Genomic DNA, 14,832 nt, shown 5'->3' with positions numbered 1-14,832 from the left:
GGCTGAAAAATGCGTAGTGTTCGACCTCGCCAGGATGATTCAACGGCATTGCATACCTCTTTCCGACTAAATGGGCTATGAACGGCAGCTGTTGGCCGAAATTAGCCTTCCGGTGATTCATAACGCGCCTCAATGCCACGCCATCTGCAAGCATCGAGTACACCGCCAGCATAAGCCATTACTTCGTACCAGGCGCGGTTCCCAAGAAGCCCATCCAGGGAATCGGGCAACAGCGCTAGTCGCTCATTGTAATAGGCATCGAACCGTCTCAGCAGTACCAGCTCATCGGCAGAAAACTGGCTCGCAAACTGCTCATCCGCTGGATGGTAAAAGTCGTCGAACCATTGATTAACCAATTCGTTCGCTACGTTCACTGGCGCTGATTCTTGATACTCAAGCTGCTCGCCGCGTGATGCGATTAGGTTCAAAAGGTTAATAATGTTGACCCGATGCGGCCCCATGAAAGCTCCATTAATTTATGCGTTCGCCGCAGGCAGCTATTGGCCGATGTCGGCCAGCATCGAGTGAAAGCGTCAAATGACGCGAGGCATGCCTGGCTGCCTGTCACTTGGTGCCTCGCCGACTGCAACTAAGGCCAAAACCATGTCAAAGTCGTCGGCGAGTGCTATGCACTTTTTGACTTCAGGGAGGTACTCGGCACGGCTCCTAATAGCGTTGGTAGCGTTTAATACGACAGCTAAGAATTGTTTGGGTAGCATGTTCTCCGTCTTCAGCTTCTCGGCTAACGCGCAAATGTATGAGTACAAGTTTTTGAAGGCGACCTCATCGAAAATGTCCGCCATCAAAAGCCGGCCGGTTGCTTTGCCACTTAATGCTTCCAATTCCATGTCGGTCATGCCGTTTTCATCCATCTTATTTCCTACATATTCTTGAGGGGAAGTTCCTGGCCGACTGCGCCGGTTTAGCCGAAATCACGAGTGTACACAAGTTGCAAGAAGGCTGAAACAGCACCACATGTTTGTTGAGTGCTCACCCGACCGGCCCCCATAGACGCATCCAAAGCAAACAGGTCGCGGACTTCCTCCTTTGCGGATTCAGAAATCGGGCCCAACTGAAGGCTCTCGCCAAAATCGACTTTGTCGGGGTACATGGTCTGCAAAATGTCTCGACTATATTCCGCACATCGTTTAACAGTGGCCGCATTCTCTTTCTCACCGCCGCAAAATGCCCATTCAACGTCCATAAGGCGCTGAGCTAGGAAATCTGTAACCCAAAATCTCTCTGGCTTTAAGCGGTATTGAAGGGCTGAGATGAATGAAAAACGTTCGTCTGGCGTGCTTGGGAGTTGCATGGTTTACCGCGTCATGGAAAGCGAATTGCGGAGGACTGCTGTTGGCCGGAAGCACTCAGGACCTTGTTTCAAAACTCCACCGTCAGTCGAACTGCGAGGAGTAGAGGTCATATGTGTAGAGCGAACCATCTTTGTTATATTTCAGCAGGGCAAAGCAGATATTCGATTCGATGATTCCGCTTGACTCGCCTTTGACGCCGCCAACTGCGCAGAAGACCCGGACGTGAGCGGAGGCAGGAATCAGGTCCGATTGAAGCACGACGGTGCAGACCTCATGCTGGCACATTGGTGGGATCTTGAACAGTGCTCCGTCAAGTTCGGCTAAAAGGCTTTCGCCTGCTGGCAGATCAGCAAATAGCTGCTCGTTCAGGTCGCGTGTTACCCGATCATCTGGAAACAACGTCACAAGTTCATTTGAAATTTCTACGAGATTCAAAACTTCTTCTATCGCTCAAAGTATTTGTTGAAATGCAGGTAGGTATCACATACCGTTCAGGCCCACGATCCTCGTTCGGACGGCCGTTCTTGGCCGTTTTTGGACGAAGTAAGACTCTATCCGATCTGACAGTCAATGTCAGATTGAGTTTGAGCCACTACAGACCAAGCAAGACTCTATCCCATTTGACAGTCAGTGTCAGATTAAGTTTGCGGCACTTCAACTCAGGCTTTGAAATTATATACGTCACAATGCACTCGCCAGTACTCCTCCGCCTTTGGCTCAAGCAGCCCGCGCAACTGTGCATTAACTATGTTGAGCGGCGCCATCCGTCTTGCCGGGTAGCGCTCTCTCCTTCGCTTCCGCGGCTTCCATGTGAAGGCGGAGCGCGCGCAGGCCGACCCGCTGGATACGCGAGAGCGGCCGCTGTGGCATCGGCTGCGCTTCCTTATTTCTTATGGCGGCATACATCATCAGTTCAAGCTTTTCCATTTCGGTGAGCGAAAATGGTAACGGTGCTTCCGATGCCTCAAAAAAGTTGATTCCAATGTGGATCGGAACCGAAGTACGTGGCCGCGAGTTGGCCGAGTAGATCAACGTGATCGGCTCCGGTTTCTGGCCAGACTTCGAAGTGGACTCTATCCAAAGCTTGGCGCGGCAAACTTTGGTGTAGCTTATTTCGCCTTCAGACCTGTCCGGAAGCTTCTCATGGTCCGTCAGCCTCACCTTGATTTCGCTTCTAAGCGCCTTGAAATCATTCATTCTCAGGTAAAAGGCGACGCCAAGGTTCTGCCACCCTTCCGGCATCTGCGCGTAAAACCGGGGCAAGAGCCACATTACGTCGTGATCAACCGCGAGGAACGGCTGGTAAGCGTCAACCATCGCCTGCTGCCGGGGTGTCACAGCGATGGCCGTTGGAAATGCCTTCTGAGATGCGCTTTGCGCTGCCTTCTGCAGTGCGCGTTCCGATACTTTTTCAAAGGCCTTTGATATCACCGTGTAGACGTGTGATTCCATCTCGTCCTCCGCACGCCGACTGTCGCAGTCTGGAACGCCAGAACACCCGCTCAGGAAAAACAGGCAAGACAAAACGGAGGCAAGTACTCGTAACATCGCAGAATTAATTTTTTTACAATGCGATAGTTTGCCCCAAACTGCGCGCTTCTGGCAAGCCGCCCCCGGCACGTCTTATTGCGAGAGCAGGATTGTGGAGCTTTTGCCGTTGGTGCGAACGACGCCGCCTTTCACGATATATGAAACGCCGGAGTAGGCATCCTTGACCTTCGCGCCATCAGCAAACAAGCCGCCGACGCTGATGTCGACCGGCTCGCCGGTCTTCACATCCAGCGCCACCACAACCTTGTCGTCGTCGCGCACACGGCTGAAGGTGTACGGCAGGTCCGCCAGCTTCCTATGCTCGCCGGCGCCGACCGATTGGTGCGCCTGGCGGAATTTACCCAGCTTCGCCCAGTGCGTACGGATCTTCGCGTTTGCCTTAAGGTCGCCCCAGTTCATGAAGGAGCGCAGCTTTGCATCGCCCTTCGCTTCCGCCACGTCGAGCCGGCGCGAGATCTCGTCGCCGTAGTAGATCTGCGCAGCGCCTGGCGCCAGCAGCAACTTGTTCGCAGTCTCGAAAGGCTTCTGGCGCGATGGATCGAAGGGATTGCCATCATCGTGCGAGTCCATGTAGTTCATGACCGAATGGCCTTTCAGCGGACCCGCGAGCTGCGTCGCATACTTGCTGAACAAAGATTCGTAATCGCCCTTCGCGTCGTGCACCATGCCGAAGTTGATCAGGCCATCGAAACCGTTGGCGAAGTAATTGGCTTTCTCGCCGCCGCCCATGTCGAAGGCCTGGCCGTGCGCGATGTTGTAGTTGTACACCTCGGCCAGCATGTAAAAGCGGCCGTCACCCAGCACCTTCCTGGGATTCAGGCTTTTCCATTCGTCGTGCGCCGCCAGCGCGACCTTGCGCAGCTCGGCCCATACCGCAGGTTCAACATGCTTGGCTGTGTCGGCGCGGAAGCCGTCGACACCGTACTTGCGCACCCAGTCCGCGTGCCACTTCATCAGGTAGTAGCGCGGTGCGCGCGGATAGCCGGTACGGGCAAAGAAGTCGTCCAGCTCTTTCACTTCGCGCTCATAGCGGCCTTCGGCTTTCCACTTTACTGCCAACGCTGGAGGCAATTCCACCGGCGTATCGCTCTCCGTGCGGAAGTCTGGCAAGTTCTTTACCAGCGTGCAGCTCACGGTGGACGGCAGGTCCTTGTATTGGCACTGCGGTTCTGTGCGCACCCAGCCTTCCGGCCAGACAGGATCGGCTTCTGTCACCGGACCGGTATGGTTCATCACTACATCCAGCAGCACGCGGATGCCGCGTGCATGGGCGGCTTCAACGAAATCGCGGAAGTCTTTTTCGGTCCCGAGATTGGCATCCACCGCCGTGAAGTCGCGCGCCCAGTAACCGTGGAAGCCGTAGGATTTGCCGGTACCTTCATCCGTGCCGGCGTGCACTTGTTCGACCGGCGGCGTGGTCCAGATCACGTCCACGCCCAGGTCGTCGAAATAGCCGGACTTGATCTTTGCCGTCAGTCCCTTGAAATCGCCGCCCATGAATCCCCGCAGCGGCGCGGCATCGGCCTTGCGGCCATAGGCCAGGTCGTTGCTCTTGTCGCCGTTGGCGAAACGGTCGGTGACCAGGAAGTAGACGGTCGCATTCTCCCAAAGGAATGGCTTGGGCGCCGCCGCGACTGCGCTGTGCGCGCTGGTGGCAAGCAATAGGGACAATGCGAGGGACGAAAGTTTCATTCGGCTTTTCCTATGTAATGACTGTTGGATTGCTGCGGCCTGTATGCAAGGCGATGCTGGCCACGCTGTCTGCAATTGCAATCAGGCCGGCCAGGGCTTGCTGAGTTGGGATATGGTGCTGCTCCGGGTCCGCCTCATAGCGTTCAAGGTAGACGCGCAAGGTGGCGCCCTCGGTGCCGGTGCCGGACAGGCGGTAAACGATGCGAGAACCGTCCGTCATCATGATGCGGACGCCCTGCTGGCTGGCGTGCGAACCATCGACCGGATCGGTATATTCGAAATCGTCCGCGGCCTGCACTTCGTAATGATTCAACTTCTGGCCTGGCAGGTTTGGCAGCTTGATGCGCAAGTCCTGCATCAGCAGCTGCGCCGCGCCGGTTGCGATGGCCTCGTAATCATGGCGCGAGTAGTAGTGGCGGCCAAAGCGCTGCCAATGGGCGGTGACGATCTCCTGCACCGAGCCGCCGCGCTCGGCGAGCAGGTTGAGCCAGAACAGCACGGCCCACAAGCCATCCTTTTCCCGGATGTGGCGCGAGCCTGTGCCGTAACTCTCTTCCCCGCACAAGGTGGCCTTACCTGCATCGAGCAGCGTGCCGAAGTACTTCCAGCCGGTGGGCGTCTCATAGCAAGGAACGCGGAGTTCTGCCGCTACCTTATCTGCGGCGCGTGAGGTGGGCATCGAGCGCGCAATGCCCGCGATACCGTCGGCGTAGCCTGGCGCCACCGTGGCATTGGCGGCCAGCACCGCCAGGCTGTCGGATGGCGTGACAACAAAGTCGCGGCCGACGATCATATTGCGGTCGGCATCGCCGTCGGAGGCAGCGCCAAAATCCGGTGCGGCGTCGGCGCACATGATATCGACCAGTTCTTCTGCATTGACCGGATTCGGGTCTGGATGCAGGCCACCGAAGTCTTCCAGCGGTGTGCCGTTGATCACGGTGCCCTCCGGTGCGCCAAGCATGCCTTCAAGTATGGCGTGTGCATAGGGGCCGGAAACGGCGTTCATGGCGTCAAAGCGCATGGTGAAGCCGCTGGAAAACAAGCGGCGAATGGCCTCGAAGTCGAACAGTTGCGCCATCAGTTCCGCGTAGTCGACAACGGGGTCGATGACTTCCACCGTCATACCGTCAATTGTCGTGCGCGCGCCAGGCTTGTCGATGTCGATATCAGGCATATCGCTGATGCGGAATTGCGCCAGCGCCAGCGTGCGCTCATAGATTGCTTCAGTCAGCGCTTCCGGCGCAGGACCGCCGTTGGAGGCGTTGTACTTGATGCCGAAATCACCGTCCGGGCCGCCCGGATTATGGCTGGCCGAGAGGATGATGCCACCCAACGCGCCATGCTTGCGGATCACGCAGCTTGCGGCTGGTGTAGACAGGATGCCGCCCTGCCCCAGCAAGACGCGCGCGAACCCATGGGCGGCGGCCATCTTCAGGATGTCCTGGATTGCATTGCGGTTGTGGAAGCGGCCATCGCCGCCCAGCACCAGCGTCTTGCCCGCGGCGTCGCCGAGCGTATCAAACACGCCCTGCACGAAATTTTCGAGATAATGAGGCTGCTGGAAGACCGCGACTTTCTTGCGCAGTCCTGAAGTCCCCGGACGCTGTCCAGGGATGGGCGAAGTTGCTACCGTTTGAATTGCCATATTCGCTCCATAAAAGGGGTACGTCCCCTTTATTTTCCTGCGAATGGCGCGATCGGTGCGCGCCGCTGGATGGCTTAGGATTCTTTCTTGGCGGAGTCGCTGACGATCAGGGTAACAATGCCACCGATGACCATCGAGACGCCTCCCAGCACCAGCACGTTGACCGAGTGGCCGTTGAACAGGTGTTTGATGACCGGACCGAGCACCAAGTTGGCGACGATTTGCGGCAGCACCACAAAGTAATTGAACACGCCCATGAAGTAACCCATGCGCTTGGCCGGCAACGCACCTGCCAGGATCGCGTACGGCATGGTCAGGATACTGGCCCATGCGATACCGACACCGATCATTGGCAGCATCAGCATGTTCTTGTCGTGGATGAAGGCAATGCTGATCAGGCTCAGGCCACCAATCACCAGGCAAAGCATGTGCACCAATTTGCGGCTGGTGATGTGCGCCAGTTTAGGCAGCAGGAATGCGACCAGCGCTGAGACACCGCCGTAAATTGCGAACAGGTTGCCGACCCAGTTGCCCGCCTCCTGGAAAATGGCCGACTTGCCGTCGGTGGTGCCGAACACGTTTTCGGCTACTGCTGGCGTGGTAAACACCCACATGCCCATCAGCGCGAACCAGGCAAAGAACTGCACCAAGGCCAGTTGCACCATGGTTTTCGGCATGTGCACGAAGCCGCCAAATACCTCTTTCAGCGAAAACAGGAAGCCGCGCCGCTGTGCTTTCTCCATGCGGAATTTCTCGACGTCTTCCGGCGGCAATTCGTCGGCGGTCAGCACGGTCCACAGTACGGACAGGAAGTAAGCGGCGCCGCCAGCGTAGAAGGAGTAGCGCACGGAGTCGGGGATCGCACCGTTGACGACTTCATTGCTGACGTGAAGGAAATTGGTAAAGAACATCGGCAGCAGCGAGGCAATTACGCCACCCAGGCCAATGAAGAAAGTCTGCATCGCAAAGCCTGCAGTCTGCTGCGATTCATCCAGCTTGTCGCCAACGAAGGCGCGGAACGGTTCCATCGAAATATTGATCGATGCATCCATCAGCCACAGCACAAGGATAGCCATCCACAGGGCGCTCGAATTGGGCATCAGGAACAGGGCAATGCTCGCCAGCAGCGCGCCGATGAAGAAGAACGGGCGGCGACGGCCCCATTTAGCGTGCCAGGTGTTGTCGCTAAGGTAGCCAATGATCGGCTGCACCAGCAGGCCGGTCACCGGGGCGGCAAGCCAGAACAGGGGCAGTTCATCCGGTGTTGCGCCAAGGGTCGAGAATATGCGGCTGGTGTTGGTGTTCTGCAGCGCGAAACCAAACTGGATGCCGAAGAAGCCGAAGCTCATGTTCCACAACTGCCAGAAGGTCAGCCGTGGTTTGCTGATGATGGAATGCATTTGCATCACTGTCCCCGAATAATTTGTAGCAAAATAACATGGCGATTTCGGGCTGTCAATCAGAAGACAGCCCGTAAATTCGCGGTTTTAAGGCATATTTGTAGTAATGCTACAAAATTACAGCCAACTTTGCCTTCATTACACTACGTGCAGGCAAAGTCAGCTCCAGGGTACGGTTGCGGGCATCCCAGCGTGACGCGACAGCCTTGCCATCCAGCTTCACGCTGCGCGGGCGGCTAGCCACATTGTGCACTTTGAGCGCATATGTGCGTGCCACTGGCTGCCAGGCCTTACCGACTTCGGTTTCGATTCCGATTTCGACACCGGTTGCCGATGCAACGCCCGCAAAATGGGCGATCTCGTATTGACCCTGCTCGTAAGCATTGGCAGTGGCGCCGTCGTCGTCATACAGCTTGCCGCTGGTCGCGCCAGCGCTGGCGTCGTAGTAGTAATTCAGCTCGACCTGCCTGGTGCTGTAATCGCGCGTGGTTTGCACGACTTTCGCGAGCGGCACGAAAGCACCGGCGCGAACAAAGACAGGAATATGCTCGGCGGCGACCGGCACTACTTCATTGATGCCGCCTTTGTGCGCAGCGCCACTGTAAAAATCGAACCACACCTTGGCCGACGCAGGGAAGTTCACTTCCTTGCGCTGCGCCCCCGGTTCGGTGACCGGCGCCACCAGGAAGTCCTTGCCCCACAGGTAGGTCGATGCCACGCCGTTGTCGCCACCCTCGAACATGATTGGGCGCATCAGAGGCAAGCCGGTCTGGCTATTGTCGAAGGCTGCGCTGTAGTTATATGGCAGCATGGCGTAGCGCAGGCGGATGGCTTCGCGCGCCAGGGACTTGGTGCGTTCGGCGCGGAATACCGGTTCGGCCGGCACCTCTTCTTGCGCATGCGGGCGGAACACCGGCTGGAACACGCCATACTGCAGCCAACGCACGTACAGTTCGTCATCCTGCATCGGCGAAGCGAAGCCGCCAAGGTCGGAGTGCATATAGGCCAAGCCCTGCATGCCCATCTGCAGCGCAATTTCCATCTGCGACTGCAGGCCGCCCCAGGTACGCTGCACGTCGCCGGACCACGGGATCATGCCGAAGCGCTGCGACCCGGAGTAACCGGCGCGCATCAGGATAAATGGCCGCTCGTTCGGGAAGTCCTTCTTGTAGCCTTCCGCGATCAGGCGCGCCCAATCGTGGCCGTAGATATTGTGGACCTGGTCGGCGCCGAGCTGGCCATTGCTGCCATGGCGCAGTGCAGATGGATGCACTTCCGGTTCGCCGAGGTCGCCCCACCAGCCGGCCACACCGCCCTCCTTCAGCTCCTTGTAGATATTCCAGAACCAGTCGCGTCCCTCCGGGCGGTACAGGTCGACCAGGCCGGTGTTACCGAAGTAGAAGTCATATTTGAATGGCTCGCCGGCGGTATCGGTCGCCAGCACTTTCTTATCAACTGCTTCCTGCCAGCGGCTGGAGGTGGTCAGCACGAACGGCTCGGTGATGACCACGGTCTTCACGCCCTTCGCAGCCAGGTCGGCCATCATGCCTTTCGGGTTGGGGAAGCTTTCCTGGTCCCAGGCCAGGTTGCCCATCGTGCCTTTGACGGTCTTGCCGAACCAGTACAGGTCCAGCACCACGGCGTCGACCGGGATCTTGTCAGCGATGAACCTGTCGACTACGGCGCGGGTTTCCGCCTCCGTATGGTAGCCGAAGCGGCTCGCGAAATTACCAAAGGCCCAGCGCGGCGGCAGCGGCTGGCGGCCGGTCAGGCTGGTGTAGTTGGCGACAACGTCTTCCCACTGTTCGCCGGCGATCACCTGGTAAGTCTTGCGGCCGCCAACCATTTCATACGACAACGTGCCGTCCTTCTTGCTGTCGAAATCGAGGTAGCCGGTCTGCGGGTTGTCGAAGTGGATGGCGTATTTCTTCGACGACAGCGCCATCGGGATGGTGAAATTCAGGAGCTGCGAGCGTGCCTCGTAGCCGTAATGAGCGCGGTTGTACAGCTGGAAGCGGTTGCCGCGGCGGTTCATGCCGGTTGCGCGGGCGCCGGCGCCGTACAGCGCCTCATCGCCATCCAGCGCGAACTCGATCGCTTCCATGCTGCCGTCCCTGCGATAGCCGCGCTTTTCCGCGACCAGGGGCTGGCCTTTGTATAAGTAGCTGATACGGAAAGGCTGCTTCTCGACGCGTACGGTAATGCCAGCCGTGGCAAATTCCAGCGTCCCACCCTCTTCACGCAGCGTGCTGGGCACGATAGCCGGCGGCAGCACCACCGCATGCGACACTGCATCAGCCACTTCACCTTTCGGAATGAAGGTGGTTTCCATTACCGCAGCGGAGTATGGCTTGATGATGTAGGTGCCGTCATTTGTGCCGATTTCCAGGGCGCTACCGTTTTTCGCGGCAGATAAGAAATGGCGATCAGCGTTCTGCGCCATGGCGGCTTGGCTAATCAGGGCCAATATTGCAAATTTAATTAGTTTCATAGGGTGATATATTAGCGGGCAGTTTTATCTGAGAGGAGAGCGAATTGAATAAAACGATTATTAAAAAACCGATGGTCCTGGCCCTGGGCCTGGCACTGGCAGCGGGTGTCGCCCACGCCGCACCAGCCCCGAAAAAAGGTAAAGGCACCCCTGTCGAAGCGAAGAAATTCATCGCGCAGACTGAGGAAAAATTCGACAAACTGGGCAACGACGCCAACAAGGCAGCCTGGGTTGCGCAGAACTTCATTACCGACGACACCGAAGCGCTGACCGCCTACTTTGGCGAACAGCAACTGGACGCGTCCGGCCAGGCCGCGCTGGAATCCCGCCGCTTTAACGGCGTGAAGCTGGCCGACGACGAAGCGCGCAAGATCAAGCTGCTGCAACTGACGCTGATGCTGCCGGATCCGAAAGAGCGCCAGGCATACGCCGACGCCAACGCCAAGCTGAATGGCGCCTACGGCAAGGCCAAGTACTGCCCGACCCCGGACAATTGCAAAGCGCTGGGCGAACTGGAAAAGACCCTGGCCACCAGCCGCGATCCTAAAGTCCTGCTGGACGCCTGGAACGGCTGGCACATGCAGTCGCCGTCTTACAAGAAGCTTTACACCGACTACGTGGAGCTGTCCAACAAGGGCGCGCGCGAAATGGGCTATGCCGACACCGGCGCCCTGTGGCGTTCCGGCTACGACATGAAGCCGGAAGAATTCTCGGCCGAGATGGAACGCATCTGGCAGCAAGTGAAGCCGCTGTACGATTCGCTGCATACCTACGCCCGCTACAAGCTGCGCGAGACCTACGGCCCGGACCAGGTTCCGATGACCGGCCCGATCCCGGCCCACCTGTTCGGCAATATGTGGAGCCAGAGCTGGGAGAACATCTACCCGCTGCTGATGCCGGCCACTGGCGCTTCCAAGTTCGACCTGACCAATGTGCTGGAAGAGAAAAAGACCAGCGCCAAGGAAATGGTGCAATACGGCGAGCGTTTCTACACCTCGCTGGGCATGCCTAAGCTGCCGGAATCCTTCTACCAGCGCTCGCTGCTGGAAAAACCGCGCGACCGCGACGTCGTTTGCCACGCCTCCGCTTGGCAGCTGGACGGCAAGGACGACGTGCGCATTAAGATGTGCATCCGCCCGACCGAAGAAGAATTCGCCGTCATCCACCATGAGCTGGGACATATCTATTACGACCTGGCTTACAAGAACCAATCCAACCTGTTCCGCACCGGCGCCAACGACGGCTTCCACGAAGCGATCGGCGACACCATTGCGCTGTCCATCACCCCGAGCTACCTGAAGAAGGTCGGCCTGATGAACGAGAACCCGGACCCGAACGCCGACATCGGCGTGCTGTTGAAGCGCGCCCTGGCCAAGGTTGCCTTCCTGCCGTTCGGCTACTCGGTCGACAAATGGCGCTGGGACGTCTACAGCGGCAAAACCAAGCCAGCCGACTACGACAAGAGCTGGTGGCAGCTGCGCGAGCAGTACATGGGCGTGAAGCGCCCGCTGCCGATGCTGGCTGACGGCTTCGACGCCGGCGCCAAGTACCACGTTGCAGCCGACGTGCCTTACGCCCGCTACTTCCTGGCCCACCTGCTGCAATTCCAGTTCCATCGTGCCCTGTGCAAGGAAGCAGGTTACACCGGTCCGCTGCACCAGTGCTCGATCTACGGCAGCGAAAAAGCCGGCAAGAAGCTGTGGACCATGCTGGAAATGGGTACATCCAAGCCATGGCCGGAAGCGCTGAAAGTCGCCACCGGCGAGGACCGCATCGACGGCCAGGCCCTGCTCGACTACTTCGCCCCGCTGAAAGTCTGGCTGGACGAACAAAACAAGCAACTGGCCGCGAAGGCCAAGTAAATACAAAAATCGGGGGCCGCGGCCCCCGATTTTTTTCACCTGTCGGCTTAGAACTTGTAGTTCGCGCCCAGCAGGAAGGTGCGGCCATACTTCTGGTATTCCAGTTGCTGGTTGCGGTTGCCGTTGTAGGTCTCGTAAGCCGCGTCACGCAGGTTGTTCACCTGCAGTACCAGGCCTACGCCCTTGAGCATGCCTTCGTTGAAGCTGTAGCCAACCTGGAAGTCCAGGATGTTCTCGCCTACCACGTAACGCAGCGAACGCTCGCCGGCGAAGTTGCCGATCTCACCCACGAAGTCCGAACGCTTGCGCTGGCTCAGGCGGGTTTCGAAGCCGGCTTTTTCGTAGTACATGGTCAGGTTGCTGGTGTGCTTCGACAGGCCTGGCAGCATGATGGTCTGGCCCAGGTTGGCGCTCGGTTCCTTGATGGTGATGGCGCTGTCGTTGTACGAATAGCTGCCGCTCACGCCGAAGCCGTCCAGTACCGGGGTCACCATGTTCAACGGCAGGGATGCGGTGAGCTCCAGGCCTTTCATGTTGCCGCCCTTGCCGTTGTAAGGAGCGGTGTAATTGCCAAACGGGGTAATCGCATTGGTGCCAGGGATCTGCGCGGAGAAGTCGCGGGTGCGGGTCTCGGTGAAGATGTAGGTATCCAGCTTCTTGTAGTAGAAGGCCAGTGCAGCGTAAGCTTTCTTGCCGAAGTATTTTTCATACGACAGGTCGAATGCCTTGGCGCGCCACGGGTCCAGCTGCGCGTTGCCGCCTTTGCCACTTGGCTTAAAGTCGTTGGTGCCGACGCTAAAGTCCAGTGCGGAGCTCAACTGGTCAACACGAGGACGGGCAATCTGCTTGGCCAGGGCCATGCGCACGGTGTGGTCGTTCGGCAGCTGGAACGCCAGGTTCATGCTTGGCAGTACGTCGGTGTAGGTCTTGCCATCGTGGACTGGCTTGACTTCCTGGCCGGCTGCGGCAGTGCCGTCCCAGTATTTGGCGTCCGAAGACTGGTCGGTGCGCTGTACTTGCACGCCGAAATTGCCGCGCAGGCTGACATCACCCAGTTCGTGTTCGATATTGGCCTTGGCGAAGGTCGTCGTGATCTTCTCATTAACGGTCCAGGCCTTGGCGATCAGGTAGCTCTTGTCAGAAGTCGGAGCGAAAGTCATGTACTTGGCAACGACGCCCGGCACGTTCCACGAAGGAATAGTGCCTACGCCCGCAAAGCCCAGGTCGACCGGTGCATACAACAGGTCCGGAGAAATGGTCGAAGCAGCGCCGGCCAGTTTGATGTCGCCTTCAGGCTGTTGCTTGTCCTTGCTGCGGTCGGAGTAGTGAACGCCGATATCGAAGCTTGAGAACCACTTCTCCAGTGCGCCGGACGATTGGATATTGGCAGCCAGCTTGAATCCATTCAGCTTGTCTTCCACTCGCGGAGTCTTGCCGTAGCCGGAACCGTAGATGGTGTTACGTACGAACAGGCTGGCTGGGTTACTGTAGTCGCGCCCCGGGTTCATGGTCGGGAAGCCGCCGGTGCCCAAGGCCAGCGCAACGGAGTCCAGGTATGGATTGCCGGCTGCGTCGCTGATCTGCAGGTTGTTTTCCAGGTTCACTTCGTCGCGTTTGGCCTGTGAGTGGCTCAGGTCAGCCACCAGGGACCAGCCATCCAGCTTCCATTCGTTGTTCCAGCCGATAGCGCGGATATCATCCTTGCGCTTGTCGTACATGCCGCGCACCAGCGGATACACGCCGGTTGCGGTGCCGGTGGCGAACGAACCGTTGTTGGTGGTGACATTCTCGAAGTTCAGGCCAGGCGTGTTGTTGCCGTTGTAGCCGCCGACGTGCACTTCGAACTGGTTCGCGGTGTCTTCATGCTTGAAGCGGGATGCGTAGACGTCGACCATCGAGGTGAAGTTCTTGCTTGGGCGGTATTGCAGCACGCCCATCAGGCCGTCGCGCTTGTTGTAGCCGCTGCGTGCCAGGGACTTGATGCCGTCGGTGACCATGGTACCGGCAGGCACGCCTGGGCGGGACTCATTCTTCCATGGCTCATACAGGCCGGTTTCGCGGGCCAGTACCGGGGAATCCAGGTGGGCAAAGCCGATCGCCACGCCGATGGTGCGGTTGGCAAACTGGTCGATGTAGGTCGCGCTGAAACGGCCGCCGCGCGAATCGGTGTCAGCGATGCTGCCCAGCGAGTTCTTTTCCATGCGGGCGTTCAGCGACACGGTACGGCCACCGAAAGCCAGCGGCCGCACGGTCTGCAGGTCCAGGGTACCGGACAGGCCCTGGCCGACCATGCCGGCGTCAGGGGTCTTGTAAATGGTGACCGCGCCGATCAGTTCGGACGGGTACTGGTCGAATTCCACGCTGCGGTTGTCGCCGGTGGAGACTTGCTCGCGGCCGTTCAGCAGGGTGGTGGCGAAGTCCGGCGACAGGCCGCGCACCGAAATGTTTTGCGCACGGCCGGCAACGCGTTGTGCGGCCAGGCCTGGCAAGCGGGCGATGGACTCGGCGATCGAGGTATCCGGCAGCTTGCCGATGTCTTCCGCGGAGATAGCCTCGACGATGGAAGTGGCGTTTTTCTTGACGGAGATCGCGTCTTCAATACCGCGGCGGATGCCGGACACGGTCACAGTTTGCATCGGCGCGTCAGCTGCCTGGCCGGTGGTCGTAGTCTGCGCGTACGCAGAGCCCGCGAAGGCGGATACAAATACAGCACACCCAGCCGCAACCGGACTCAGTCGGAAAGCGGTATTGCCTCGCTTGTTGGCGAAGATAGTCATCAAAGTCCCCTCACTTATTAAACATTCTTTCCCGCAACCTACACAGACCGGTTTATTTCAACTACACGGGAATCCTTGGAAAGCGAACGCTCTTACGGACG

11 protein-coding genes are annotated in these 14,832 nt (G+C 58.4%); 1 reads left to right on the top strand and 10 read right to left on the bottom strand.

Going from position 1 to position 14,832, the window contains the following annotated elements; genetic code table 11:
- Positions 1-101: 101 nt before the first annotated feature.
- The 9 genes from ASE26_RS12435 to ASE26_RS12395 form a co-directional block, all read right to left on the bottom strand.
- Positions 102-461, bottom strand: a complete 360-nt coding sequence (locus tag ASE26_RS12435; protein ID WP_057246327.1) for a hypothetical protein — start codon at positions 459-461, stop codon at positions 102-104.
- A 72-nt stretch (positions 462-533) separates the two neighbouring features.
- Positions 534-872 (bottom strand): hypothetical protein, encoded by a 339-nt coding sequence (locus ASE26_RS12430; RefSeq protein ID WP_057246326.1) that lies wholly within the window; start codon positions 870-872, stop codon positions 534-536.
- Positions 873-922: 50 nt separating this feature from the next.
- Positions 923-1,312, bottom strand: coding sequence for a hypothetical protein (locus tag ASE26_RS12425; RefSeq protein WP_156409925.1), 390 nt, complete (start codon positions 1,310-1,312; stop codon positions 923-925).
- An 82-nt stretch (positions 1,313-1,394) separates the two neighbouring features.
- Positions 1,395-1,748 (bottom strand): hypothetical protein, encoded by a 354-nt coding sequence (locus tag ASE26_RS30600; protein WP_156409924.1) that lies wholly within the window; start codon positions 1,746-1,748, stop codon positions 1,395-1,397.
- Between the two features lie 306 nt (positions 1,749-2,054).
- Positions 2,055-2,765 carry a hypothetical protein gene (locus tag ASE26_RS12415; RefSeq protein WP_055930168.1) on the bottom strand — a complete coding sequence of 237 codons (711 nt, stop codon included), beginning with the start codon at positions 2,763-2,765 and terminating at the stop codon, positions 2,055-2,057.
- A gap of 171 nt (positions 2,766-2,936) precedes the next feature.
- Positions 2,937-4,556, bottom strand: a complete 1,620-nt coding sequence (locus tag ASE26_RS12410) for an alpha-amylase family glycosyl hydrolase (RefSeq protein WP_055930165.1) — start codon at positions 4,554-4,556, stop codon at positions 2,937-2,939.
- Positions 4,557-4,566: 10 nt separating this feature from the next.
- Positions 4,567-6,201 (bottom strand): alpha-D-glucose phosphate-specific phosphoglucomutase, encoded by a 1,635-nt coding sequence (locus tag ASE26_RS12405; protein WP_055930161.1) that lies wholly within the window; start codon positions 6,199-6,201, stop codon positions 4,567-4,569.
- A 74-nt stretch (positions 6,202-6,275) separates the two neighbouring features.
- Entirely contained in the window at positions 6,276-7,607 is a 1,332-nt protein-coding gene (locus tag ASE26_RS12400) for an MFS transporter (protein ID WP_055930158.1), read from the bottom strand.
- A 103-nt stretch (positions 7,608-7,710) separates the two neighbouring features.
- Positions 7,711-10,044: a TIM-barrel domain-containing protein gene (locus ASE26_RS12395; protein ID WP_229208149.1), complete on the bottom strand. Its 2,334-nt coding sequence runs from the start codon at positions 10,042-10,044 to the stop codon at positions 7,711-7,713.
- Between the two features lie 92 nt (positions 10,045-10,136).
- Here ASE26_RS12395 and ASE26_RS12390 point away from each other — a divergent pair, with 92 nt between their 5' ends.
- Positions 10,137-11,954, top strand: a complete 1,818-nt coding sequence (locus ASE26_RS12390) for a M2 family metallopeptidase (protein ID WP_229208148.1) — start codon at positions 10,137-10,139, stop codon at positions 11,952-11,954.
- A 47-nt stretch (positions 11,955-12,001) separates the two neighbouring features.
- Here ASE26_RS12390 and ASE26_RS12385 read toward each other — a convergent pair whose 3' ends face one another.
- Entirely contained in the window at positions 12,002-14,590 is a 2,589-nt protein-coding gene (locus tag ASE26_RS12385; protein WP_229208147.1) for a TonB-dependent receptor, read from the bottom strand.
- Between the last annotated feature and the right edge of the window lie 242 nt (positions 14,591-14,832).

Source organism: Duganella sp. Root198D2, assembly GCF_001428585.1.
GTDB lineage: Bacteria > Pseudomonadota > Gammaproteobacteria > Burkholderiales > Burkholderiaceae_D > Rugamonas.
This window is presented reverse-complemented; position numbering and strand designations above follow the sequence as displayed.

What these genes read in the sequence shown, in the direction of transcription:
- ASE26_RS12435 (WP_057246327.1), bottom strand. Translation starts at nt 461, where the DNA reads ATGGGGCCGCATCGGGTCAACATTATTAACCTTTTGAACCTAATCGCA.
- ASE26_RS12430 (WP_057246326.1), bottom strand. Translation starts at nt 872, where the DNA reads ATGGATGAAAACGGCATGACCGACATGGAATTGGAAGCATTAAGTGGC.
- ASE26_RS12425 (WP_156409925.1), bottom strand. Translation starts at nt 1,312, where the DNA reads ATGCAACTCCCAAGCACGCCAGACGAACGTTTTTCATTCATCTCAGCC.
- ASE26_RS12415 (WP_055930168.1), bottom strand. Translation starts at nt 2,765, where the DNA reads ATGGAATCACACGTCTACACGGTGATATCAAAGGCCTTTGAAAAAGTA.
- ASE26_RS12410 (WP_055930165.1), bottom strand. Translation starts at nt 4,556, where the DNA reads ATGAAACTTTCGTCCCTCGCATTGTCCCTATTGCTTGCCACCAGCGCG.
- ASE26_RS12405 (WP_055930161.1), bottom strand. Translation starts at nt 6,201, where the DNA reads ATGGCAATTCAAACGGTAGCAACTTCGCCCATCCCTGGACAGCGTCCG.
- ASE26_RS12400 (WP_055930158.1), bottom strand. Translation starts at nt 7,607, where the DNA reads ATGCAAATGCATTCCATCATCAGCAAACCACGGCTGACCTTCTGGCAG.
- ASE26_RS12395 (WP_229208149.1), bottom strand. Translation starts at nt 10,044, where the DNA reads ATGGCGCAGAACGCTGATCGCCATTTCTTATCTGCCGCGAAAAACGGT.
- ASE26_RS12385 (WP_229208147.1), bottom strand. Translation starts at nt 14,590, where the DNA reads ATGCAAACTGTGACCGTGTCCGGCATCCGCCGCGGTATTGAAGACGCG.